This window comes from Metapseudomonas otitidis (assembly GCF_011397855.1).
Taxonomy (GTDB): Bacteria; Pseudomonadota; Gammaproteobacteria; order Pseudomonadales; family Pseudomonadaceae; genus Metapseudomonas; species Metapseudomonas otitidis.
This window is the reverse complement of the sequence record NZ_AP022642.1, coordinates 1,863,169-1,885,237: the sequence shown is the minus strand read 5'-3', so window position 1 is coordinate 1,885,237 and position 22,069 is coordinate 1,863,169. Positions and strand designations below refer to the sequence as shown.

The following is a 22,069-nucleotide window of genomic DNA, read 5'->3' as shown; positions in this document are numbered from 1 at the left end:
GCCTCGGGGGCGGGTTTCAGGGGCAGGCCGGCGCCAGTGCGGCGAGGCGCGCATCGAGCCAGCGGACGAAGCCGGCGGATGGCGCGGCGTCCACCGCCAGGTACCACCAGTCGGCGCCGGCGAAGGCCCGGCACTTGACCGCATCCTTCTCCGTCATCACCAGGGGCAGCGGCGGGCTGAACTGCAGCTCAGCGGGCCCGAAGCGGGCGTGATCGGCGAAGGCATGCGGAATCGGGCGCCAGTTTAGCGCCTCGAGCGTGGTGAAGAAACGCTGCGGGTTGCCGATGCCGGCCACCGCGTGCAGGGCCTGGCCGGGGGGGAAATATTCGAGCCCGACGCGCTCGCCGCTGCGCAGGTTGACCAGCGCCGAGGGGCGCAGGCGGAAGCCGTGGGCACCGTCTGGGCCCTCGTCTGCGCCGTTGTAGAGCACGGCATCGACGCTGGCCAGGCGCTCGGCGGGCTCGCGCAGGGGGCCGGCCGGCAGGCAGCGACGATTGCCGAGGCCACGGGCGGCGTCGATCAGCACCAGTTCGATGTCCCGCGCCAGGCGGTAATGCTGCAGGCCGTCGTCGCTGAGGATGAGGTCGAAGGGCCCCTCCTCCAGCAGCGCGCGGACGGCGCGGGAGCGGTCGGGGTCGATCACCAGCGGCACGCCGCTGCGCTGAACGATCAGCAGGGGTTCGTCACCGGCGACGGCGGCGCTCTGGTCGGCCTCGACCCGCCAGGGCAGGTGCGGCGGCTCGGCGCCGTAGCCCCGGCTGACCACGCCGACGCGCAGGCCGCGCTGCCGGCAGTGCTCGATCAGCCAGAGGATCATCGGGGTCTTGCCGGTGCCGCCGACGGTGATGTTGCCCACCACCATCACCGGGACCGGGGCACGATAGATCTCGCCCTCGCCGGCCAGGAAGGCGGCGCGGCGGCGGGCGGCGATGCGGCGGTAGAGGGCCTCGAGCGGGCGCAGCAGGCCCAGTGCGGGATGGCCCCGGTACCAGGCCTCCAGCAGGCGGTCGGAGAAGGCCATCAGGGCTTCTCCGGCTGGGCCTCGACGGTGGTGATGCGCAGCTTGCTGAAGCCCAGCTTGCCGGCGGCATCCATGGCGGTGATCACCGACTGGTGAGTGGTCTTGGCGTCGGCGCTGATGATCATCGGCAGGCTGTTGTCACCACCGGATTCCTTGCCGAGGGCGTTCATCAGGGTGGTGAGGTCGTTCTTCACCAGCACCTGGCCGTTGAGGGCGTATTGCCCGTCGGCGCTGATGCTCAGCTCCAGGGTCTTCTCGGTGGTGGCCTCGGTGGGCGTGCCGCTGACCGCCTCGGGCAGTTCGATCTTCATCTCACTGGGGCGGCTGAAGGTGGTGGTGACCACGAAGAACAGCAGCAGCACGAAGATGACGTCGATGAACGAGGTCAGGTTGAGGAAGACTTCCTCGCGGGCCACGTTGCCCGCCCGACGGCGGAACTTCACGCTTTGCCTTCCTCTGCGAAGTCCACTTCACGGTCGCCCTGGGTCACTTCCACCAGCTTGATGGCGTCCTGTTCCATGGCCACCACCAGCTCGTCGACACGACGCAGCAGGAAGCGGTGGAAGAACACGGCGGGGATGGCGACCATCAGGCCGGCGGCGGTGGTGATCAGCGCCTTGCCGATGCCGCCGGCCAGGGCCGGGGCGTTGGCCATGCCGTTGTCCATGAAGCCGCCGAAGATCTCGATCATGCCGAACACGGTGCCCAGCAGGCCGAGCAGCGGGCCCATGGCGGCGATGGTGCCGAGGGTATTGAGGTAGCGCTCCAGCTCGTGGATGACGCGGGACGCGGCCTCCTCGATGCACTCCTTCATGATCTCGCGACCGTGCTTGGAGTTGGCCAGGCCTGCGGCGAGCACCTCACCCAGCGGCGAGGAGGCGCGCAGCTCCTTGAGCTTCTGGCTGTTGAGCTGCTTGTCCTTGACCATGCGCCAGACCTGACCCAGCAGTTGCGGCGGTGCGACACGGTTCTTGCGCAGCGTCCAGAGACGCTCGGCGATGATGGCGGTGGCGACCACGGAACTCAGAATGATCGGCAGCATCATCCAGCCGCCTGCTTTGACCAGCTCCCACACGGTGGTAAATCCCCTCGAAAAAAGTCGCGCAACTCTAGCACAGGGCACCCGGCCCGCCGACCGTCGCTGTTCTCATTTTTCCCGCCAGAAACGTGCCTGGCTCCGCAGTCCCGACACCTCGCCGTGGGTGCCCAGGCGAATCAGCAGCGCGCCGGACTCGGCGGTGTCGTAAAGAGCCGCCGGCAGTGCACGGTAACGCGCCAGCACCTGGGGATGGGGATGGCCGAAGGCGTTGCGCGCGCCCCGGGAGATCAGCGCCCCGCGCGGCCGCACCGCCTGCAGCAGGCGCGCCGAGGAGGAACTGCGGCTGCCATGGTGGGGCGCCAGCAGCCAGTCCGCTGCGAGGGGCTCGCCGCTCTCCACCCAGGCGGCTTCGGCGGCCTGGCCGAGGTCGCCGGTCAGGTGCAGGCGCTCGCCGTTGGCCTCGAGGGTGAGCACGCAGGAGCGATCATTGCTGTCGCGGGCTTCGGGCCAGCGCCAGGTGCGCAGGTGCACGCCATCCCACTCCCACTGGCGGGCTTCGCAGGGCTGGGCGTTGAGGCCGGGCGGCAGGCGCTCCACCTCGCCGCTGATCACCCGCGCCACGGACAGGGCGCGCACCACCGCCTCGGCCCCGCCGGAATGGTCGTTGTCGGCGTGGCTCAGCAGCAGTTCGTCCAGATGCCGTACACCCAGCCCGCGCAGGGCCGGCACCACCACCCGCTCGCCCAGGTCGAAGCCGCCCTGGCGCGGGCCGGCGTCATACAGCAAGGCGTGGTGCTCGGTGAGCACCAGCACCGCCAGGCCCTGCCCCACGTCCAACACGCGGACATCCGCCGTACCGGGCGCGAGCCGCTGCAGGGGCGGCCAAACCAGCAGCACCAGCAACAGCAGCCCCGGCAGGCGAAAGGGCAGCGCCGGCGGCAGGATCAGCAGCAGGCAGCCCAGCAGCACCAGGCCCCAGCTCCAGACCGCCAGCGCAGGCGCCTGCCAGGCCGGCATCGCCTCGGCGATCCAGCCCAGTAGAAGGAAGAGCCCCTCCAGGGAAAGCCCCGCCAGCCACAGCAGGCCCTCACCCAGGCCGGGCACGGCGTGCAGGGCCGTGCCGGCCAGGGACAGCGGCACCGAGACGAAGCTGACCCAGGGCACCGCCACCAGGTTGGCCAGGGGGCCGCTGAGGCTGATGGGCAGGGCAAGAGCCATCAGCGCCGGGGTCAGCGCCAGGCTCAGGGCCCACTGTGCCCGCCACGCGCTGCGCCAGGCCGGCAGGCTGCCCAGTCGCCCGGCGAACACCAGCACCAGCAGCGCCACGGCAGCGAAGGAGAGCCAGAAGCCCGCCCGCAGGGAGGCCAGCGGGTCCACCAGCAGCACGATACAAAGCACCGCCAACAGCGGCGTGACCACCCCGAGCCGGCGGAAACGCAGGCGCCAGAGCAGCGCCAGGGCGGTCATCAGGCAGGCGCGCTGCACCGGTACGTCGAACCCGGCCAACGCCCCATAGCCGAGAGCACCAGCCAGGGCCAGCGCGCAGGCACAGGGCAGCCAGGGCAGGCGCGTTGGCCAGAGCCCGAGCCGGGCCAGGGCGGCCACGGCACCGTAGAGCAGCAGTGCCAGCAGGGAGATGTGCTGCCCGGAGATGACCATCAGGTGGACCGTGCCGGTGTCCTGCAGGTGCCGCCAGTCGCGGCTGCTGAGGCCGGAGCCGTCGCCCAGGACCAGCGCGGCGATGGTGCCGTTGCGCCCCCTCGCCTCGGCCTGTTGGATGGCCTGGCGCAGGTCGTCACGCCAGGCGCCGGGCCCTTCGGCCGCTTTGATCCGCTCGCCCGCCTTCACCGTGCCGGTGGCGCCGATATGCCGAGCCAGCAGCCAGGCCTCGTAGTCGAAGGCGTGGGGGTTCACCAGGCCACGCGGACGGCGAAGGGTGACGGCCAGTCGCCAGGTCTCGCCGCTGCGCACCTCCAGCCCGCCGTACCAGGACACCCGCATCCGCCCGGGCAAGCGCAGCCCTTCGATGGCGGCGGGCACCAGTTCGAAGCGCACCACGCCGCCGTCCTGCTGCGGCAGGCCGACCACCTGCCCCTGCAGCCAGCGGGTGGTGCCGTCCAGCGCCGGGTCGAGCCGGTCGTCGAGGGCGACCTGGGCGCAGTGACAGGCCCAGGCGAAGCCGATCAGGGCAACGCCGAGCGCTCGCGTCCGCCAGGGCAGCAGCACCACGCCGATGCCCGCCAGCCCCAGCAGCACCCAACCGGGCGGCAGCGCCGGCAGGAAGCGCAGCGCCAGCAGCCCGCCGGCCAGGGCCAGCCAGAAACCTCGCATCCCCTACCCTCCCTGGAGACGATGCGAACCCGAGGCCCGTGGTTGAGCGGGTGCCTCGGGTTCGTTCATTTATCGACACAAACTGTCCCGGCGGTGTCATGAATCGCTATGCATAATGACCGGCGCTTCCGCCCGCCGAGACCGCCGATGCCGCGCCACCTCTTCAAACGCTACATGCCCAACCCGGACACGATCAGGGAGCACAAGTCCCTGCGTTTCCTCGGCACGCTGCTGCACGATCCCAACCTCTGGCACCTCAATCGCCATTCCGTCTCGCGGGCGATGGCCATGGGGCTGTTCGCGGCGTTCGTGCCGATCCCGATGCAGATGCTGCTGGCCGCCGGCCTGGCGGTGATGGTGCGAGCCAACATGCCCATCTCGGTGGGGCTGGTGTGGCTGACGAACCCTATCACCATGCCGCCGGTGTTCTATTGCACCTACAAGATGGGCGCCTGGCTGATGGGCGTGGCGCCGCGCACGCTGCCGGACTCGCTCACCTGGGAGTGGATCACCCAGGAGCTGTCCACCCTGTGGCAACCCTTCCTGCTGGGCTCGCTGGTCTGCGGTGTGCTGGTGGGGGCGCTGGGCTACGTGCTCACCATGCTCTATTGGCGCTGGTGGGTCGCCCACAGCTGGCGCAAGCGGCAACGTCGCCGCCGCGAGCGCACGGGGGCCTGACACCGGGAAACGAAAACGCCGCATCACTGCGGCGTTTTTTCGTCTGCGGCATCCGGGCGGGGATCACTCGTAGCGCAGGGCCTCGGCCGGGTGGGTCTGGGCGGCACGCCAGGCCGGGTAGAGGGTGGCGAGGAAGCTCATCAGCAAGGCCGCGCCGCAGACCATCACCACGTCGCCCACCTGCAGGTCGGACGGCAGGTAGGCCACGAAGTACACGTCGGAACTGAAGATGTGCAGGCCGGTGGCGCGTTCCAGGGCGGCGATCCAGGTGCTGACGTTGAGCGCCGTGACCACGCCGAGCAGGGTGCCGATCAAGGTGCCGACGCTGCCGATGACGCTGCCCTGGACCATGAACACCGCCATGATCTGCCGGGGCGTGGCGCCCAGGGTGCGGAGGATGGCGATGTCGGCGCGCTTGTCGGAGACCACCATGATCAGCGTGGCGATGATGTTGAAGGCGGCGACGGCGACGATCAGCATCAGCAGCAGGCCGATCATGGTCTTCTCCATCTTCATCGCGCTGAACAGGCTGCCCTGGGTGTGGGTCCAGTCGTCGGCCCGGTAGCCCGCGCCCAGTTGCCGGGCGATCTCGGCGGACACCTGGGGCGCCTGGTACAGGTCCTTGAGGGCGATGCGCACCCGCTGCACGGTGCCTTCCGGCAGGCGCAACACATCGGAGGCGTCGGCGACGTTGATCAGCGCCAGGGTGCTGTCCAGCTCAGCGCCGACCTTGAACACGCCCACCACGTTGAAGCGCTGCATGCGCGGGGTGATGCCGCCCGGGGCGCTGCTCAGCTCGGGGACGATCAGGGTCAGCTTGTCGCCCACGGAGAGGCGGAAGCGCCGCGCGGTGATCTCGCCGATGACGATGCCGGACTCGCCGGGGCGCAGGTCCTGCAGCGAGCCCTGCACCATGTGCTGGCCGATGATGGAAACCTTGGGCTCTTCCGCCGGGTCGATGCCGTTGATCTGCACCGGCTGCATCAGCCCCTTGAAGGAGAGCATGCCCTCCAGCTCGGCGAACGGCGCCACGCCGGTGACGCTGCGGTTGCGCGAGGCGGCCTCGGCCACCTGGTGCCAGTCGGCCAGCGGTTCGGGCCCGGACAGGGTGGCGTGGGGCACCATGCCGAGGATGCGCGAGCTCATTTCCTTCTGGAACCCGTTCATCACCGAGAGCACCACGATCATCGCCAGCACGCCCAGCGCCAGCCCGATCATCGAGGTCAGGGAGATGAAGGAGATGAAGTGGTTGCGTCGCTTGGCGCGCACGTAGCGCGCCCCGACGAAGACGGCGAGCGGTCTGAACATGTCAGGCAGCCACCAGCCGGCCGTCTTCCAGGCGCAGCACGCGGTCCATCTGCCGGGCCAGTTGCGGGTCGTGGGTGACCACCAGGAAGGCGGTGCGCGACGACTGGCTCAGCTCCAGCATCAGTTCCTGGATGCCCTGGGCGGTGTGCTGGTCGAGGTTGCCGGTGGGCTCGTCGAGCAGCACCAGCGCCGGGTTGTTGACCAGGGCGCGGGCGATGGCGACGCGCTGGCGCTCGCCACCGGACAGCTCCGCCGGCTTGTGCGTCAGGCGGTGGCCGAGGCCGACACGCTCCAGCAGCGCGGTGGCACGCTGGCGGGCCTCGGCGATCGGCGTGCGGCCGATCAGCAGCGGCATGCAGACGTTCTCCAGGGCGGTGAACTCCGGCAGCAGGTGATGGAACTGGTAGACGAAGCCGAGGGCGCGGTTGCGCAGCAGGCCACGGGCGCGTTCGTTGAGGGCGGAGAGCTCTTCGCCGGCCAGCCAGACGCTGCCGGTGGTGGGCACGTCGAGGCCGCCGAGCATGTTCAGCAGGGTGCTCTTGCCGGAGCCGGAGCTGCCGACGATGGCCACGCGCTCGCCGGGGTTCAGCTCCAGTTCGACGCCGCTGAGCACCTGCACGGACTGCGGGCCTTCCTCGTAGCTCTTGGCGATGTTGCGGCAGCTCAGCACCGCGCGGTCTTTCACGTCACTCATAACGAAGCGCCTCAGCAGGCTGGGTGCGGGAGGCACGCCAGGCCGGGTAAAGGGTGGCGAAGAAACTCAGGATCAGGGCAGCGCCGCAGACCAGGACCACGTCCTCCAGCTGGAGCTGGGAGGGCAGGTAGTCGATGAAGTACACCTCGGCACTGAGGAACTTGTGGCCGATCAGTCGCTCCAGGCCGTCGATGGCGGCGCTGATGTTGAGGGCGGCGAGCACGCCCAGCACGCAGCCGATGGCGGTGCCGACCACGCCGATCACCGTGCCCTGGACCATGAAGATGCCCATGATCTGCCCCGGCGTGGCGCCGAGGGTGCGGAGGATGGCGATGTCGCCCTTCTTGTCGGTCACCACCATCACAAGGGTAGAGATGATGTTGAAGGCGGCCACGGCGACGATCAGCAGCAGCAACAGGCCGATCATGGTCTTCTCCATGCCGATGGCCTGGTAGAGGTTGCCGTGGGTGCGGGTCCAGTCGCGGGCGTAGAAGTCCTCGCCCTTGAGCTGCCCGGCGATCTGCCAGGCGATCTGCGGTGCCTGGAACAGGTCGTCCAGCTTGAGCCGCAGGCCCTGCACCTGCTCGGGTTTCCAGCGGTGCAGGCGGGCGGTGTCCTGCAGGTTGGTCAGCGCCAGGAAGCCGTCCAGTTCACCGGCGCCGACATGGAACAGGCCGACCACGGTGAAGCGCTTCATGCGCGGGAAGACCCCGGCCGGCGTCACCGAGACCTCGGGCAGCACGATGGTGACCTTGTCGCCCATCTTCACGCCCAGCTTGGCAGCGGCACGGTCGCCGATGACGATGCCGAACTCGCCCGGGCGCAGGTCCTGGATACTGCCCTGCTGCATGAAGTTGCCGATGATCGACACGGCGCCTTCGAGGTCCGGGTCCACCGCATTGACCAGCACCTTCTGCACCTGGCCATTGCTGGTCAGCAGGCCCTGCATCTGGATGTAGGGCGCCACGGCGGCGACGCCCGGCTGCTGCCGGACCTGCTCGGCGAGGGCCTGCCAGTCGTTGATGGGCACGGCGGATTCGATGGTGGCGTGGGGCACCATGCCCAGCACGCGTTCGCGCATCTCCCGGTCGAAGCCGTTCATCACGGACAGCACGAGGATCATCACCAGCACGCCGAGGGCGAGGCCGATCATGGAAGTCAGGGAGATGAACGAGACGAAGTAACTGCGACGCTTGGCGCGCGTGTAACGGGCGCCGATGAACAGGGGCAGCGGTCTGAACATAGAAAAAAGGTTCGCTTGCGAAGAAAGGAACGTCCTTGTGGCGGGGCCCGGCGAGCAGCTTTACACTCTGACCACCCCTGCAGCCATGGGTTCGCCATGTCGATACAAGACGCAGATGACCGCCGCGAATACTACCGTATCGAAGATACGATCGCACTGGAATTCATGCCGCTTTCCAGTGCCCAGGCGCAGGCTGGCGAAGCCCTCCAAGACCCGTCCCCGCTGTTCAACCTGCTCAGCGACCTGCACCTGATGGACTTCGAGTCGCAGCACCTGTTGCGCCACATCGCCGAGCGCGACCGTACCCTGGCCAGCTACCTGAAGGTGATCAACAAGCGCATCGACCTGTTGGGCCAGGCGGTGGCCCAGAGCCTGATGCGCGACATCGGCCCGCCCCGGCAGGTGACGCTGTCCGAGGGCGGCGTAGGCTTCATCACGGCACAGCCGTTCGATCAGGGCACCCACCTGGCGATCAAGATGGTGCTGATGCCCCAGGCGCTCGGCCTGCTGTTGCGTGCGGTAGTGATCCACTGCAAGCCGCGCGAGGACGGCCAGTACGAACTGGGCACCGAATTCGAAGCGCTGACTGACGCACAGCGCCAGTTGCTGGCCCGGCATATCCTGCAGAAACAGGCCCAGGCCCGTCGCCTGGCCCGCCAACGCCCGTCTTCAGGATGAATCCATGTCGCGTCTGCTGCTCCTGCTCTGCCTCGCCCTGCCCCTCCCCGTCCTCGCTGACACCCTGGAAATCCCGCTGGGCCAGCAAGGCGACAGCGGCACCCCGCTGCCTGCGCGCGGTGAGTCGCAGCGCGCCGTGCTGGAGCGTTTCGGCCTCCCGGACGAGGAGCACCCGGCGGTCGGCAAACCGCCGATCGCCCGCTGGGACTACCGTGAGTTCTCCGTCTATTTCGAGAGCGGCCGCGTGATCGACAGCGTCCGCCACCACCAACCCCGCAACCCCGAGGTTTCCCAGTGACCCTGATCTACGGCCATCGCGGCGCCAAGGGCGAATGCCCGGAAAACACCCTGGCCAGCTTCCAGCAGTGCCTGTCCCACGGCGTCAAGCGTTGCGAGCTGGACCTGCACCTGTCCCGCGACGGCGAGCTGATGGTGATCCACGACCCGACCCTCAAGCGCACCACCGGCCGTCGCGGCAAGGTGGTGGAGCATGACGCCGAGGAGCTGGTGAAGTACGACGCACGCCTGGGCGGCCCGGGCTGGGTCAGCCCCTGCCCCATCCCGCGCCTGTCCGAGCTGTTCGAGCGCTGCGACTTCGAGCACTGGCAGCTGGAGGTGAAGAGCGCCTCCCGCGTGCGCGCCGCGCGTACCGTGCTGGCGATCCAGGAACTGGCCGAGCGCTACGGGCTGATGGACAAGGTGACGGTCACCTCCAGCTCCCGCGAGGTGCTGCGCGCGCTGAACCGGCTGACACCGAAGCTCTCCCGTGGGCTGGTGGCGGAATATGCCTGGCTCGACCCGCTGAAGGTCGCCGCCCACCACGGCTGCGACCTGCTGGCGCTGAACTGGACCCTGTGCACCCCGGAGCGCCTGCTGCGCGCCCAGAAGCAGGGGCTGCACGTATCGGTATGGACGGTGAACGAGCCGGCCCTGATGCGCCGCCTGGCGGACTTCGGTGTCGACAGCATCATCACCGACTTCCCCGGCGTGGCGGTGAGTACGCTGCCGCGTTGAATACCCTGGCTCCCGGGCTGAAGCCTGGGCTCCGCAAGGCCTGGGCAGGCGGTGGGCTGAAGCCCACCCTGCGGCGAACGGCAGAAACGAAAAAACCGGCCACCTGGGCCGGTTTTTTCATGGGCGCTGCCTGATCAGAAGCTCTCGCGATTAGGCCAATGCCAGTTGGCCGGATCCCCGCGAGGGTCCTCCCCGGCCGGTTCAGGCGCCCGGCCGGTGCCGCTCAAAAAAGCCGGTTGAGGCCGTCGAACGCCGCCACCCGATAGGCTTCCGCCATGGTCGGGTAGTTGAAGGTGGTGTTGATGAAGTACTTGATGGTATTCGCCTCACCCTTCTGGTTCATGATCGCCTGGCCGATGTGGACGATCTCCGAGGCCTGGTAGCCGAAGCAGTGCACGCCGAGCACTTCCAGGGTCTCGCGGTGGAACAGGATCTTCAGCATGCCCACGGGCTCAACGGCGATCTGCGCGCGGGCCATGCCCTTGAAGAAGGCCTTGCCGACTTCGTAGGGGATCTTGGCCTGGGTCAGTTCCTTCTCGTTCTTACCGATGGAGCTGATCTCGGGGATGGTGTAGATGCCGGTGGGCACGTCGTCGACGAAGCGCCAGCTGTCGTTCTCCACGGCGCTGCCGGCAGCGGAGCGGCCCTGGTCGGCGGCGGCACTGGCCAGGCTCGGCCAGCCGATCACGTCACCGGCGGCGTAGACGTTGCTGACTTCGGTGCGGTAGTGCTCGTCGACGCTGATCTGGCCACGGCTGTTGACCTTGATGCCGATGTTCTCCAGGCCCAGGCGGTCGGTGTTGCCGGTACGGCCGTTGCACCACAGCAGGCAGTCGGCCTTGATCTTCTTGCCGGACTTCAGGTGCAGGACCACGCCGTTGTCCACCCCTTCGATGCGCTCGTACTCCTCGTTGTGGCGGATGAGCACGTTGTTGTTGCGCAGGTGGTAGCTGAGGGCGTCGGAGATCTCGTCGTCGAGGAAGCTGAGCAGCTGGTCGCGGTTGTCGATCAGGTCCACCAGTACGCCCAGGCCACTGAAGATGGAGGCGTATTCGCTGCCGATCACCCCGGCTCCGTAGATGATGATCCGGCGCGGGGTGTGGGTCAGGCTGAGGATGGTGTCGCTGTCGTAGATGCGCGGGTGGGTGAAGTCGACGTCCGCCGGGCGGTAGGGGCGCGAACCGGTGGCGACGATGATCTGCTTGGCCACCAGGCGCTCCACCACGCCGTTCAGGCACACCACTTCGATGGTCTGCTCGTCATGGAAGCTGCCGGTGCCGAAGAAGGTGTCGATGCGGTTGCGGGCGTAGTAGCCGGTGCGCGAGGCCACCTGCTTGGCGATGACCTTCTCGGCGCTCTTGAGCACGTCGGGGAAGGAGAACCAACGCGGCTCGCCGATCTGGCGGAACATCGGGTTGGTGTTGAACTGCATGATCTGTCGGACGGAGTGACGCAGGGCCTTGGAAGGGATGGTGCCCAGGTGGGTGCAGTTGCCGCCGACTTCGCGGCGGCTGTCCACCACGGCGACCTTGCGGCCCGCCTTGGCGGCGTTCATTGCCGCACCCTCACCCGCCGGGCCGGAACCCAGCACCACGATGTCGTAGTTGTAGACAGCCATGCTTACTCCTCATACACGGACCGGGGATCGTCAGCGCCCCCGGCAGGGCCACGGCACCAGCGGCCGTGGCAATTCGAATTCGGCGCGCAGCTTAGTCACACTGCATGGCGCTGCACATTAGCGCTTGGTCGCGTCGTAGGCGAGTTCCGCGTCCACTACATCGCCAGCGCGATTCACCTCTTCGCACTTTTCGCGATTGCCGCCACAGATCGAGCACTCCTTCTCGATCCCCAGGTTGGCGATGCCGCCGCAGGAACCGGCGATGGGCTTGCGCCCCATGATCACGCCGATGGCCATGCCCAGCACCACCAGCAGCATGATCAGGAAGACCAGTAGCCAGGTCATGTTCAGTGCGCCTCCGTGGGGAACAGTTGCTCGAAGCGGCGGCTGCCGCGGGTGGCGAAGCCCGTGCCTTCACGGGTGACGAAGAACGCCGCGATGTCGTGGCGGTCGGCAAACGCCAGGCCGGCCTCGGGGCCGAGCACCATCAACAGCGTAGACAGTCCATCGGCACGCAGGGCCGACGGGTCGATGACCGTGACCGCTGCCAGGTGATGGGTGATGGGTGCGCCGCTGGTGGGGTCGAGGGTGTGAGAATACCGCTGTCCACCCCGTTCGAAGTAGTTGCGATAGTCGCCTGAGGTGGAAATGCCCATGTCCTGCAATGCAACAATCTTCTGCGCCACCTGGCGGTCGTCGCGCGGTGCCTCGATGGCCACGCGCCAGGGGCTGCCGTCGGGCTTGTGGCCGACGGCCTTCATCTCCCCGGTGATGTCCACCAGGGAACTGGTCACGCCCAGCTCGCCCAGCCGCGCGCTGACGCGATCCACGGCATAGCCGGCGGCGATGGCGTTGAAGTCCAGTTGAACGGCGGCGTCCTTGCACAGTTGGTCGCCCTGGCGCTTGAGGTGCTGGTGGCCGACATTGGCCCGGGCCGCGGCGATGGCCTCGGCGCTGGGCACCTGGTCCCCGCGCGACTGCGGGCCGAAGCCCCAGAGGTTGAGCAGCGGCTCCAGGGTCATGTCGAAGGCGCCGTCGCTCTGTGCGGACAGGCTGTCGCCAAAGGCCACCAGCTCCAGCATGGGCGCCGGCAGGGCCATGCAGCTGCCCGCCGGCAAGGCGTTGAAACGCTCCACGTCGGAGTCGGCGCGGTAGGTGGACATCTGCCGGTCGATCTCGGCGAGGATGCCCTCCACTTCGCCCCGCGCCTGCTCCACGGAGGGCCCGGACGCGTTGCGCACGTACTTCACCGAGTAGCTGCTGCCCATGGTCGGGCCGCCGAACTGCTCCAGGGAGTCGCCACATCCGGCCAAGAGAACGCTGGCCGAAAGCAGCAGGGCGAAGGGTCTAACCACCGAAATCATCCAGCAGGATGTTCTCGCGCTCGACGCCCAGGTCCAGCAGCATCTTGATCACGGCGGCGTTCATCATCGGCGGGCCGCACATGTAGAACTCGCAGTCCTCGGGGGCCGGGTGGTCCTTGAGGTAGTTCTCGAACAGCACGTTGTGGATGAAGCCGGTGTAGCCGGTCCAGTTGTCCTCGGGCTGCGGGTCGGACAGCGCCAGGTGCCACTGGAAGTTCGGGTTCTCGGCGGCCAGCTGGTCGTACTCCTCGGTGTAGAAGGCTTCACGCAGGGAGCGCGCGCCGTACCAGAAGCTGATCTTGCGCTGGGAGCCCAGGCGCTTGAGCTGGTCGAAGATGTGCGAGCGCATGGGCGCCATGCCCGCGCCGCCACCGATGAAGACCATCTCGGCCTGGGTCTCCTTGGCGAAGAACTCGCCGAAGGGGCCATACACGGTGACCTTGTCGCCCGGCTTGAGGTTGAACACCCAGGAGGACATCTTGCCCGGTGGGATCTCGTCCTTGCCCGGCGGCGGCGAGGCCACGCGGATGTTGAACTTCACGATGCCCTTCTCATCCGGGTAGTTGGCCATGGAGTAGGCGCGGATGACGGTCTCGTCGACCCTGGAGACGTACTTCCAGAGGTTGAACTTGTCCCAGTCGGCTCGGTACTCGGGCTGGATGTCGAAGTCCTTGTAGTGCACCTCGTGGGGCGGGCACTCCAGCTGGACGTAGCCACCGGCGCGGAAGTCCACGCTCTCCCCTTCCGGCAGGCGCAGGGTCAGCTCCTTGATGAAGGTGGCGACGTTGGGGTTGGACTCCACCGTGCATTCCCACTTCTTCACCCCGAAGACCTCTTCGGGCACCTCGATGTGCATGTCCTGCTTCACCGGGGTCTGGCAGGACAGGCGCCAGCCTTCCTTCGCCTGGCGGCGGGTGAAGTGGGACTCCTCGGTGGGCAACATCTCGCCGCCGCCGCTCTCCACCACGCACTTGCACTGGGCGCAGGTACCGCCGCCGCCGCAGGCCGAGGAGAGGAAGATGTTCTGCGCTGCCAGGGTCTGCAGCAGCTTGCCGCCGGCCGGGACGGTGATGGTGCGCTCGCGGTTGATCACGATGTTCACGTCGCCGCTGGACACCAGCTTGGCGCGGGCGGCGAGGATGATCACCACCAGCGCGAGGACGATGGCGGTGAACATGCCAATGGCGAGGAAGATTTCGAAACTCGGCATGTCGTCTCCTTACAACTGGACGCCCGAAAAGGACATGAAGCCCAGCGACATCAGGCCGATGGTGATGAAGGTGATGCCCAGGCCCTGCAGGCCCTCGGGTACATCGCTGTACTTGAGCTTCTCGCGGATGCCGGCGAGCAGCGCGATGGCCAGGGCCCAGGAGAAGCCGGAGCCGACGCCGTAGACCACGCTCTCGCCCAGGTTGTAGTCGCGCTCCACCATGAACAGCGAGCCGGCCATGATGGCGCAGTTCACCGTGATCAGCGGCAGGAACACGCCGAGGGCGTTGTAGAGCGAGGGCACGTACTTGTCGAGCAGCATCTCGAGGATCTGCACGATGGCGGCGATCACCCCGATGTAGCTGAGCAGGCCGAGGAACGACAGGTCCACGTCCGGCAGGCCGGCCCAGGCCAGCGCACCGTCCTTGAGCAGGAGGGTGTAGAGCAGGTTGTTGGCCGGCACGGTGATGGCCTGCACCACGATCACGGCGATGCCGAGGCCGATGGCGGTTTCCACCTTCTTGGAAATGGCGATGAAGGTGCACATGCCGAGGAAGAAGGCCAGGGCCATGTTCTCGACGAACACCGCCTTCACGAACAGGCTGATGTAGTGCTCCATCAGTAGGCCTCCTTGTTGGATACCTGGGGCGCGATCTTGAAGGACGGCGCTTCCTTCTGCTCGGTCTTCCAGCTGCGCAGGGCCCAGATGATCAGGCCGATGAGGAAGAAGGCCGAGGGCGGCAGCAGCAACAGGCCGTTGGGCTGGTACCAGCCGCCGTCGTTGATCACCGGGAGGATCTCGTAGCCCAGCAGCTTGCCGGAGCCGAACAGCTCGCGGATCACGCCGAGGACGATGAGCATGGCGCTGTAGCCCAGGCCGTTGCCGATGCCGTCGAAGAACGACAGCACGGGCGGGTTGGCCATGGCGAAGGCTTCGGCGCGGCCCATCACGATGCAGTTGGTGATGATCAGGCCGACGAACACCGAGAGCTGCTTGGACAGGCTGAAGGCATAGGCCTTGAGCACCTGGTCCACCACTATCACCAGCGAGGCGATGATCACCATCTGCACGATCATGCGGATCGAGCTGGGGATCTGGCTGCGGATCATCGAGATGAACAGGTTGGAGAAGCCGGTCACCAGCGTCAGGGCGATGGACATCACCAGCGCGGTCTTCAGGTTGGAAGTGACCGCCAGGGCCGAGCAGATGCCGAGGATCTGCAGGCCGATGGGGTTGTTGTGCAGGATCGGGTCCAGCAGGACCGAGCGGATCGTGGGTTGCGCCATGTTCATGCCTCCCCGTTGTTCAGCTTGGCCAGGAAGGGGCCGAAGCCGTTCTTGCCGAGCCAGAAATGCAGCAGGTTGTTGACGCCCTTGCTGGTCAGCGTGGCGCCGGCCAGGCCGTCGACCTGGTGGCTGGCGTTGGGCGAGCCGGGCTCGACGCTGCCCTTGATGATCTGGATGGCCAGTTGGCCCTGCTCATCGAACAGGCTCTTGCCGTTCCACAGCGCCTTCCATTTCGGGTTGTCCACCTCACCGCCGAGGCCGGGCGTCTCGCCGTGCTGGTAGAAGCCCAGGCCGACCACGGTGTTGAGGTCGCCCTTGAGTGCGAGGAAGCCGTACAGGGTGGACCACAGGCCGTAGCCGCGCACCGGCAGGATCAGGGTGTCAAGCTGGCCGTCCTTCTCCACCAGGTAGACGGTGGTGAAGCGCTCGCGGCGCTTGATGGAGGCAATGTCCTGGTCACCCGGCAGGGCGTCGGAGAGCTTCGGGTCCTTGGCGGCCTTCAGCGGGTCGAAGCCGGCGGCCTGGATGGCGTCGCTGTACTCGCCGCTGGAGAGGTCCACCACCTTGGCGGTGATGCGCTCGGCATAGAGCGCCTTCACTTCGCTGGCGGACATGCCCGGCTGGCCGAGGCCGGCGATGGAGAGGATGCTGCGCTGCTTGTCCAGCTCGCGGTTCTCCACCTGCACCGGCTTGAGGGCTACTGCCCCGCCGGCGACGAAGATGGAGCACACCAGGCAGACCACCAGGGCCACCAGCAGGGTGCGGATCGTGGATTCCTTCTGGTTAGCCATGGCGTGCCAGCCTCCGCTTGATGTTGGCCTGGACGACGAAGTGGTCGATCAGCGGTGCACAGAGGTTGGCGAAGAGGATCGCCAGCATCATGCCCTCCGGGAAGGCGGGGTTGACCACGCGGATCAGCACCACCATCAGGCCGATCAGCGCGCCGAACAGCCACTTGCCGGTGTTGGTCATGGAGGCGGACACCGGGTCGGTGGCCATGAACATCATGCCGAAGGCGAAGCCGCCGAGGACCAGGTGCCAGTACCAGGGCATGGCGAACATCGGGTTGGTGTCGGAGCCGATGGCGTTGAACAGCGTGCTGGTGGCGATCATACCCAGCAGCACGCCGACGACGATGCGCCAGGCGGCGATGCGGGTCAGCAGCAGCACGCCGCCGCCGATGAAGATGGCCAGGGTGCTGGTCTCGCCGATGGAGCCGTGAATGGTCCCGAGGAAGGCGTCCATCCAGGTGATGCCGTGGCCGACGATGTTCTCCACGCCACCGGCAGCGCCCAGGCTCAGGGAGGTGGCGCCGGCGAAGCCGTCCACCGCCGTCCACACGGCGTCACCGGAAATCTGCGCCGGGTAGGCGAAGAACAGGAAGGCACGGCCCACCAGGGCGGGGTTGAGGAAGTTCTTGCCGGTGCCGCCGAACACTTCCTTGCCCAGCACCACGCCGAAGCTGATGCCCAGGGCCACCTGCCACAGCGGGATGCTCGGCGGCAGGGTGAGGGCGAAGAGCACGGAGGTGACGAAGAAACCTTCGTTCACTTCATGACGACGGATGGCGGCGAACAGCACTTCCCAGAAGCCGCCGACGATGAAGGTCACGGCGTAGATGGGCAGGAACCAGGCGGCGCCCTGGATGACGTTGTCCCACAGGCTGTTGGGGTCGAAGCCCGCCAGGCTGCCGATCAGCGCGAAGCGCCAGCCGTCCTGGGCGGCCAGCAGGTCCGGGCTCTGGGCGAACACCAGGTTGGCCTGGTAGCCGACGTTCCACATGCCGAAGAACATCGCCGGGAAGGTGCAGAGCCACACGGTGATCATCATGCGCTTGAGGTCGATGCCATCGCGCACGTGGGCCGTGGTCCGGGTGACGTTGGCCGGCCGGTAGAAGAAGGTGTCGATCGCTTCGTACAGGGCGTACCACTTCTCGAAGCGGCCCCCCTGTTCGAAGTTGTGCTCGATCCGGTCGAGGAATTTGCGCAGGCCCATGTCAGCCCTCCTTCTCGATGCGGTTGAGGTTGTCCCGCAGGATGGGGCCGTACTCGTACTTGCCGGCGCAGACGTAGCTGCACAGCGCCAGGTCTTCCTCGTCCAGCTCCAGGCAGCCCAGTTTCTGGGCCATCTCGGTGTCGCCGACGATGAGGTAGCGCAGCAACTGGGTGGGCAGGATGTCCAGCGGCATCACCGCCTCGTAGTTGCCCACCGGCACCATGGCGCGCGGGCTGCCGTTGGTGCTGGTGCTGAAGGCAAACCGGCGGGCCGCCATCAGCTTGGAGACGAAGATGTTCAGCACCGAATGCTTGTTCACCCCGGCGCGCAGGTAGTGCAGCAGTTCGCGGTCATTGCCTTCGGCCAGGCAGGACACCTGCAGGTGGTAGCGCCCCAGGTAGGCGCAGGCGCCACGGGAGGTGCGCCCGCCCAGCAGGGAGCCGGACACCACGCGGTTGACGCCGGGCTTGAGCTCGCCGGCGGTCAGCTCGTCGAGGCTCGCACCCAGGCGGGTGGCCAGCAGGCGCGGCTTCTCCACCACCGGGCCGGCCAGGGACACGACACGCTCGACCCACAGGCGGCCGGTGGCGAACAGCTTGCCGATGGCGATCACGTCCTGGTAGCCGATGTGCCAGACGCTCTTGGTGGCGCTGACCGGGTCGAGGAAGTGGATGTGGGTGCCCGGAAGACCCGCCGGATGCGGACCGGAGAAGGACTCGGCGCGCACGCCGGTCAACTGCTCACCCGGCAGGCTGGCCCCGTCGGCCTTGCACAGGAACACCCGGCCCAGACGCGCCAGCACCTTGAGACCGCGCTCGAAGTCGGCGGCGTGGGCAGCGATGATCGGCTGCGGGTCGGCGGCCAGCGGGTGGGTATCGAGGGCGGTCACGAAGATCGAACTGGGAACGGCATCGACGGCCGGCACCCGGCTGAACGGGCGCGTACGCAGTGCGGTCCAGAGGCCCGAGCGCTGCAGGTTGTCCCGCACGGCCTGAGGCTCGAGGGCATCCAGGGCGTTGTCCGGGCAGGTGTCGAAGACGACTTCGTCGTCGCCGTCCACATCGATCACCACCGACTGCAGCACACGCTGCTCGCCGCGGTGGATGGCCGAGACCACGCCCGCCGCCGGGGCGGTGAAGAGCACGCCGGGGTTCTTCTTGTCGGCGAACAGGGCCTGGCCCAGCTTCACCCGGTCCCCGACCTGCACCTGCATGGTGGGCTTCATGCCGTGGTAGTCGAAGCCGATCACGGCCACGCTACGCACGGCGCGTGCAGCCTCGATGCGCTGCTCAGGCTGGCCTGCGATGGGCAGGTCCAACCCCCGTCTGATTCTTGTCATGTCTCTCGCCTGAACCTTGAGAAGGGTTTCGTCCCGGTGTCGAACAGTAGCCGCCAAACGCCAGGCAGGCACCGGCACATATGCCGGCACGCGGCAGAGCCTCGGGACGAAAACCGCGCATTATAAAGAGGCGACTTCCCAAGCGGCCACTGAAAGTCCTGAAATTTCCGACTGTTAGAGCGACTCGGGCAACTGGAAGTCAGCGTGCGGACGAATGGTCACCGCCCGCCACGCCATGAAAAACGGGGGCCGAGGCCCCCGTTTCAGGTTTTACCGGCGCGCCCCGGTGGAGCGCCTGATCCAGTAACAAACCGCAATAAATGCGAGCCAGAACGGAATGGCGTAGACCGACACGTTGATGCCCGGGATCAGCAGCATCACGCCCAGGATGAGCGCCACGAAGGCCAGGCACAGGTAGTTGCTGAAGGGGTACCAGAGCGACTTGAAGAACGGCTCGATGCCCTGGCGCTGCAGCGACTTGCGGAACATCAGGTGCGACAGGCTGATCATCGCCCAGTTGATCACCAGGGCTGCCACCACCAGCGCCATCAGCAGTTCCAGCGCCTGCTTGGGCGCCAGGTAGTTCACCAGTACGCAGAGCAGGGTGATCAGCGCGGACACGCCGATGGCCAGCACCGGCACGCCACGGCGGTTGACCTTGAGCAGCGCCTTCGGCGCATCGCCCTGCTCGGCCAGGCCGTAGAGCATGCGGCTGTTGCAGTACACGCCACTGTTGTAGACCGACAGCGCGGCGGTCAGCACCACGAAGTTCAGCAGGTGGGCGGCGGTGTCACTGCCGATCAGCGAGAAGATCTGCACGAAGGGGCTGCCGCTGTAGGGGTCGCCGGCGGCGTTCAGGGTTTCCAGCAGCTTGTCCCAGGGATAGAGCATCAGCAGCACGCTGAGGGCGCCGATGTAGAAGATCAGAATGCGGTAGATGACCTGGTTGATCGCCTTGGGGATCACCTTCTTCGGCTCGCTGGCCTCGGCGGCGGTGATGCCCACCAGCTCCAGGCCACCGAAGGAGAACATGATGATCGCCAGGACCATCACCAGCCCTTCCAGGCCATTGGGGAAGAACCCGCCGTGGCTCCAGAGGTTGCTCACCGCGGCCTGCTCGCCGCCGGTGCCGGAGACCAGCAGGTAGAGGCCGAGGATGATCATGCCGATGATCGCCACCACCTTGATCAGGGCGAACCAGAACTCCGTCTCCCCAAAGACCCGCACGTTGGCCAGGTTGATCACGTTGATCAGCACGAAGAACACCGCTGCCGTCACCCAGGTGGGCACGTCGGGCCACCAGAACTGGATGTACTTGCCCACGGCGGTCAGCTCGGCCATGCCCACCAGGACGTAGAGCACCCAGTAGTTCCAGCCGGCCAGGAAGCCCGCGTAGCCGCCCCAGTACTTGTGGGCGAAGTGACTGAAGGAGCCGGCCACGGGCTCCTCGACGATCATCTCGCCGAGCTGGCGCATGATCAGGAAGGCGATGAAGCCGGCGATGGCGTAGCCGAGGATCATCGACGGCCCGGCGGACTTGAGCACCCCGGCGGAGCCGAGGAACAGGCCGGTGCCGATGGCGCCACCCAGGGCGATCAACTGGATATGGCGGTTTTCCAGCCCGCGCTTGAGCGAGCCGGCGTGCTGCTGTTGTCCGTCCATCAGGAGTTCCGAAAAGAAGGGAGGGGTCTAGCGATTACAGCCGGAAAAATGAAAAACGGGAGCCCGAGAGCTCCCGTTTTCACGGACCAGCGACTTAGCGCGGGAAGGCCGGCGGGTTGACCCCAGCCATGTCTTCCATCACGCGGACCACCTGGCAGCTGTAGCCGAACTCGTTGTCGTACCAGACATAGAGGACGACACGGTTGTCGTTGCAGATGGTGGCTTCGGCATCCACCACGCCAGCGTGGCGGGAGCCGACGAAGTCGGTGGAAACCACTTCCTGGGAGGAGACGTAGTCGATCTGCTTGTGCAGGTCGGAGTGCATGGCCATCTGGCGCAGGTACTCGTTGATCTCGTCGCGGGTGGTGGCCTTCTCCAGGTTCAGGTTGAGGATGGCCATGGAGACGTTCGGGGTCGGCACGCGGATGGCGTTGCCGGTCAGCTTGCCTTTCAGCACCGGCAGGGCCTTGGCGGCTGCAGTAGCGGCACCGGTCTCGGTGATCACCATGTTCAGCGCGGCGCTGCGGCCACGGCGGCTGCCCTTGTGGAAGTTGTCGATCAGGTTCTGGTCGTTGGTGTACGAGTGAACGGTCTCGACGTGGCCGTTGGCGATGCCGAACTTGTCATTCACGGCCTTGAGCACCGGCACGATGGCGTTGGTGGTGCAGGAGGCAGCGGAGATGATCTTGTCGTCGGCGGTGATTTCGCCGTGGTTGATGCCGTGGACGATGTTCTTCAGCGCGCCCTTGCCGGGAGCGGTGAGGACCACGCGATCGATGCCCGGGCACTTCAGGTGCTGGCTCAGGCCCTCGGCGTCACGCCATTTGCCGGTGTTGTCCACCAGCAGGGCGTTCTTGATGCCGTAGGCGGTGTAGTCGACCGAGGCGGGATCGTTGGAGTAGATCACCTGGATCAGGTTGCCGTTGGCGGTGAGGGTGTTGTTCTCCTCGTCGATGACGATGGTGCCGTCGAACGGACCGTGCACGGAGTCGCGACGCAGCAGGCTGGCGCGCTTGACCAGGTCGTTCTCGGCGCCCTTGCGGACGACGATGGCGCGCAGGCGCAGGCCGTCGCCGCCACCGGTCTTCTCGATGAGGATGCGCGCCAGCAGGCGACCAATGCGGCCGAAGCCGTAGAGGACGACGTCGGTGCCTTCACGGGCAGCGCCGTTCTGCTTGCCGACCAGCTCGGCCAGCTCGTCCTTGGTGAACTGCTCGAGGCTGCGACCGGCACCCTCGGCCTTGAACTTGGCGACCATCTTGCCCAGGTCTACGGAAGCGGCGCCCAGCTTGAGCTCGCTCATGGCCTTCAGGATCGGGAAGGTGTCGTGGACCGACAGCTCGGCTTCGTCGGCCTGGCGGTGGCGGGCGAAACGGTGGGCTTTCAGGATGTCGATCACGGAACGGTTGATCAGGCCGCGACCATAGATCGAGGTGACCACGTTGTTGTTGCGATAGAGCTGGCCGATCAGCGGAATCATCGCTTCCGCGAGGGCTTCACGATCGATCCATTCACCGAGACACTGGTCGGGCTTCTGAGTCACGGGCAGTACCTTCCACATGTAGGGGATGAAAAAAGGGGCTACATTA

General features: G+C 66.9%; 22 protein-coding genes. 4 read left to right on the top strand and 18 right to left on the bottom strand.

Going from position 1 to position 22,069, the window contains the following annotated elements; translation table 11 throughout:
- Window positions 1–16: 16 nt before the first annotated feature.
- The 4 genes from lpxK to PotMrB4_RS08835 form a co-directional block, all read right to left on the bottom strand.
- Window positions 17–1,021 (bottom strand): tetraacyldisaccharide 4'-kinase, encoded by a 1,005-nt coding sequence (gene lpxK / locus PotMrB4_RS08850; protein ID WP_172433038.1) that lies wholly within the window; start codon window positions 1,019–1,021, stop codon window positions 17–19.
- Complete coding sequence (locus tag PotMrB4_RS08845) at window positions 1,021–1,464, bottom strand: ExbD/TolR family protein (RefSeq protein WP_044404945.1); 444 nt, start codon at window positions 1,462–1,464, stop codon at window positions 1,021–1,023. The genes lpxK and PotMrB4_RS08845 overlap by 1 nt, the downstream gene beginning before the upstream one ends.
- Window positions 1,461–2,096, bottom strand: coding sequence for a MotA/TolQ/ExbB proton channel family protein (locus PotMrB4_RS08840; protein WP_044404948.1), 636 nt, complete (start codon window positions 2,094–2,096; stop codon window positions 1,461–1,463). Before PotMrB4_RS08840 ends, PotMrB4_RS08845 begins: the two co-directional genes overlap by 4 nt.
- Before the next feature lie 72 nt (window positions 2,097–2,168).
- Window positions 2,169–4,391, bottom strand: coding sequence for a DNA internalization-related competence protein ComEC/Rec2 (locus PotMrB4_RS08835; RefSeq protein ID WP_172433037.1), 2,223 nt, complete (start codon window positions 4,389–4,391; stop codon window positions 2,169–2,171).
- Between the two features lie 147 nt (window positions 4,392–4,538).
- On the opposite strand from PotMrB4_RS08835, the gene PotMrB4_RS08830 reads away from it, so the two are divergent.
- Window positions 4,539–5,069, top strand: coding sequence for a DUF2062 domain-containing protein (locus PotMrB4_RS08830; protein WP_044404954.1), 531 nt, complete (start codon window positions 4,539–4,541; stop codon window positions 5,067–5,069).
- A 63-nt stretch (window positions 5,070–5,132) separates the two neighbouring features.
- Here the strand turns inward: PotMrB4_RS08830 and PotMrB4_RS08825 are convergent, their stop codons facing one another.
- The 3 genes from PotMrB4_RS08825 to PotMrB4_RS08815 are packed head-to-tail and all read right to left on the bottom strand — an operon-like array spanning window position 5,133 to window position 8,314.
- Window positions 5,133–6,377: a lipoprotein-releasing ABC transporter permease subunit gene (locus tag PotMrB4_RS08825; protein WP_172433036.1), complete on the bottom strand. Its 1,245-nt coding sequence runs from the start codon at window positions 6,375–6,377 to the stop codon at window positions 5,133–5,135.
- A gap of 1 nt (window position 6,378) precedes the next feature.
- A complete protein-coding gene (gene lolD, locus PotMrB4_RS08820) occupies window positions 6,379–7,062 on the bottom strand; it encodes a lipoprotein-releasing ABC transporter ATP-binding protein LolD (RefSeq protein ID WP_160481182.1) in 684 nt (227 codons plus the stop codon).
- Window position 7,063: 1 nt separating this feature from the next.
- Complete coding sequence (locus PotMrB4_RS08815; protein ID WP_172433035.1) at window positions 7,064–8,314, bottom strand: lipoprotein-releasing ABC transporter permease subunit; 1,251 nt, start codon at window positions 8,312–8,314, stop codon at window positions 7,064–7,066.
- 96 nt (window positions 8,315–8,410) lie between these two features.
- On the opposite strand from PotMrB4_RS08815, the gene PotMrB4_RS08810 reads away from it, so the two are divergent.
- Genes PotMrB4_RS08810 through PotMrB4_RS08800 form a run of 3 tightly spaced genes read left to right on the top strand, consistent with a single transcriptional unit; the run spans window position 8,411 to window position 10,006 of the window.
- Complete coding sequence (locus PotMrB4_RS08810) at window positions 8,411–8,992, top strand: PilZ domain-containing protein (protein WP_172433034.1); 582 nt, start codon at window positions 8,411–8,413, stop codon at window positions 8,990–8,992.
- A 4-nt stretch (window positions 8,993–8,996) separates the two neighbouring features.
- On the top strand, window positions 8,997–9,290 hold the full coding sequence (locus tag PotMrB4_RS08805; protein ID WP_107328902.1) for a phosphodiesterase: 294 nt from the start codon (window positions 8,997–8,999) through the stop codon (window positions 9,288–9,290).
- Window positions 9,287–10,006: a glycerophosphodiester phosphodiesterase gene (locus tag PotMrB4_RS08800; RefSeq protein ID WP_044404971.1), complete on the top strand. Its 720-nt coding sequence runs from the start codon at window positions 9,287–9,289 to the stop codon at window positions 10,004–10,006. The genes PotMrB4_RS08805 and PotMrB4_RS08800 overlap by 4 nt, the downstream gene beginning before the upstream one ends.
- A 223-nt stretch (window positions 10,007–10,229) precedes the next feature.
- Here PotMrB4_RS08800 and sthA read toward each other — a convergent pair whose 3' ends face one another.
- From sthA to PotMrB4_RS08745, 11 genes are all read right to left on the bottom strand, one after another.
- The gene (gene sthA / locus PotMrB4_RS08795) at window positions 10,230–11,624 is read right to left on the bottom strand and encodes a Si-specific NAD(P)(+) transhydrogenase (protein ID WP_044404974.1); all 1,395 of its coding nucleotides are present in this window, start codon (window positions 11,622–11,624) and stop codon (window positions 10,230–10,232) included.
- Window positions 11,625–11,741: 117 nt separating this feature from the next.
- Window positions 11,742–11,969, bottom strand: a complete 228-nt coding sequence (gene nqrM / locus PotMrB4_RS08790) for a (Na+)-NQR maturation NqrM (RefSeq protein ID WP_044404977.1) — start codon at window positions 11,967–11,969, stop codon at window positions 11,742–11,744.
- Window positions 11,970–11,971: 2 nt separating this feature from the next.
- Window positions 11,972–12,988 carry an FAD:protein FMN transferase gene (locus PotMrB4_RS08785; protein ID WP_172433033.1) on the bottom strand — a complete coding sequence of 339 codons (1,017 nt, stop codon included), beginning with the start codon at window positions 12,986–12,988 and terminating at the stop codon, window positions 11,972–11,974.
- The gene (gene nqrF, locus PotMrB4_RS08780) at window positions 12,972–14,198 is read right to left on the bottom strand and encodes an NADH:ubiquinone reductase (Na(+)-transporting) subunit F (protein WP_074968631.1); all 1,227 of its coding nucleotides are present in this window, start codon (window positions 14,196–14,198) and stop codon (window positions 12,972–12,974) included. Before nqrF ends, PotMrB4_RS08785 begins: the two co-directional genes overlap by 17 nt.
- Window positions 14,199–14,207: 9 nt before the next feature.
- The gene (gene nqrE, locus PotMrB4_RS08775) at window positions 14,208–14,816 is read right to left on the bottom strand and encodes an NADH:ubiquinone reductase (Na(+)-transporting) subunit E (RefSeq protein ID WP_021219522.1); all 609 of its coding nucleotides are present in this window, start codon (window positions 14,814–14,816) and stop codon (window positions 14,208–14,210) included.
- On the bottom strand, window positions 14,816–15,490 hold the full coding sequence (locus PotMrB4_RS08770; RefSeq protein WP_172433032.1) for an NADH:ubiquinone reductase (Na(+)-transporting) subunit D: 675 nt from the start codon (window positions 15,488–15,490) through the stop codon (window positions 14,816–14,818). The genes nqrE and PotMrB4_RS08770 overlap by 1 nt, the downstream gene beginning before the upstream one ends.
- Complete coding sequence (locus tag PotMrB4_RS08765) at window positions 15,487–16,275, bottom strand: Na(+)-translocating NADH-quinone reductase subunit C (protein WP_074968629.1); 789 nt, start codon at window positions 16,273–16,275, stop codon at window positions 15,487–15,489. The genes PotMrB4_RS08770 and PotMrB4_RS08765 overlap by 4 nt, the downstream gene beginning before the upstream one ends.
- Entirely contained in the window at window positions 16,268–17,479 is a 1,212-nt protein-coding gene (locus PotMrB4_RS08760; protein WP_172433031.1) for an NADH:ubiquinone reductase (Na(+)-transporting) subunit B, read from the bottom strand. The genes PotMrB4_RS08765 and PotMrB4_RS08760 overlap by 8 nt, the downstream gene beginning before the upstream one ends.
- Window position 17,480: 1 nt before the next feature.
- Complete coding sequence (locus PotMrB4_RS08755; protein WP_172433030.1) at window positions 17,481–18,818, bottom strand: Na(+)-translocating NADH-quinone reductase subunit A; 1,338 nt, start codon at window positions 18,816–18,818, stop codon at window positions 17,481–17,483.
- Window positions 18,819–19,088: 270 nt separating this feature from the next.
- Window positions 19,089–20,480, bottom strand: a complete 1,392-nt coding sequence (locus tag PotMrB4_RS08750; RefSeq protein ID WP_142011095.1) for an amino acid permease — start codon at window positions 20,478–20,480, stop codon at window positions 19,089–19,091.
- Window positions 20,481–20,574: 94 nt separating this feature from the next.
- Window positions 20,575–22,041, bottom strand: coding sequence for a glyceraldehyde-3-phosphate dehydrogenase (locus PotMrB4_RS08745; RefSeq protein ID WP_074968622.1), 1,467 nt, complete (start codon window positions 22,039–22,041; stop codon window positions 20,575–20,577).
- Window positions 22,042–22,069 lie beyond the last annotated feature (28 nt).

Excerpts from the sequence above, each read along its gene's own strand:
- lpxK (WP_172433038.1), bottom strand. The coding sequence starts at position 1,021 with ATGGCCTTCTCCGACCGCCTGCTGGAGGCCTGGTACCGGGGCCATCCC.
- PotMrB4_RS08835 (WP_172433037.1), bottom strand. The coding sequence starts at position 4,391 with ATGCGAGGTTTCTGGCTGGCCCTGGCCGGCGGGCTGCTGGCGCTGCGC.
- PotMrB4_RS08830 (WP_044404954.1), top strand. The coding sequence starts at position 4,539 with ATGCCGCGCCACCTCTTCAAACGCTACATGCCCAACCCGGACACGATC.
- PotMrB4_RS08825 (WP_172433036.1), bottom strand. The coding sequence starts at position 6,377 with ATGTTCAGACCGCTCGCCGTCTTCGTCGGGGCGCGCTACGTGCGCGCC.
- PotMrB4_RS08815 (WP_172433035.1), bottom strand. The coding sequence starts at position 8,314 with ATGTTCAGACCGCTGCCCCTGTTCATCGGCGCCCGTTACACGCGCGCC.
- PotMrB4_RS08810 (WP_172433034.1), top strand. The coding sequence starts at position 8,411 with ATGTCGATACAAGACGCAGATGACCGCCGCGAATACTACCGTATCGAA.
- PotMrB4_RS08805 (WP_107328902.1), top strand. The coding sequence starts at position 8,997 with ATGTCGCGTCTGCTGCTCCTGCTCTGCCTCGCCCTGCCCCTCCCCGTC.
- sthA (WP_044404974.1), bottom strand. The coding sequence starts at position 11,624 with ATGGCTGTCTACAACTACGACATCGTGGTGCTGGGTTCCGGCCCGGCG.
- nqrM (WP_044404977.1), bottom strand. The coding sequence starts at position 11,969 with ATGACCTGGCTACTGGTCTTCCTGATCATGCTGCTGGTGGTGCTGGGC.
- PotMrB4_RS08785 (WP_172433033.1), bottom strand. The coding sequence starts at position 12,988 with ATGATTTCGGTGGTTAGACCCTTCGCCCTGCTGCTTTCGGCCAGCGTT.
- nqrF (WP_074968631.1), bottom strand. The coding sequence starts at position 14,198 with ATGCCGAGTTTCGAAATCTTCCTCGCCATTGGCATGTTCACCGCCATC.
- nqrE (WP_021219522.1), bottom strand. The coding sequence starts at position 14,816 with ATGGAGCACTACATCAGCCTGTTCGTGAAGGCGGTGTTCGTCGAGAAC.
- PotMrB4_RS08770 (WP_172433032.1), bottom strand. The coding sequence starts at position 15,490 with ATGAACATGGCGCAACCCACGATCCGCTCGGTCCTGCTGGACCCGATC.
- PotMrB4_RS08765 (WP_074968629.1), bottom strand. The coding sequence starts at position 16,275 with ATGGCTAACCAGAAGGAATCCACGATCCGCACCCTGCTGGTGGCCCTG.
- PotMrB4_RS08760 (WP_172433031.1), bottom strand. The coding sequence starts at position 17,479 with ATGGGCCTGCGCAAATTCCTCGACCGGATCGAGCACAACTTCGAACAG.
- PotMrB4_RS08755 (WP_172433030.1), bottom strand. The coding sequence starts at position 18,818 with ATGACAAGAATCAGACGGGGGTTGGACCTGCCCATCGCAGGCCAGCCT.
- PotMrB4_RS08750 (WP_142011095.1), bottom strand. The coding sequence starts at position 20,480 with ATGGACGGACAACAGCAGCACGCCGGCTCGCTCAAGCGCGGGCTGGAA.
- PotMrB4_RS08745 (WP_074968622.1), bottom strand. The coding sequence starts at position 22,041 with ATGTGGAAGGTACTGCCCGTGACTCAGAAGCCCGACCAGTGTCTCGGT.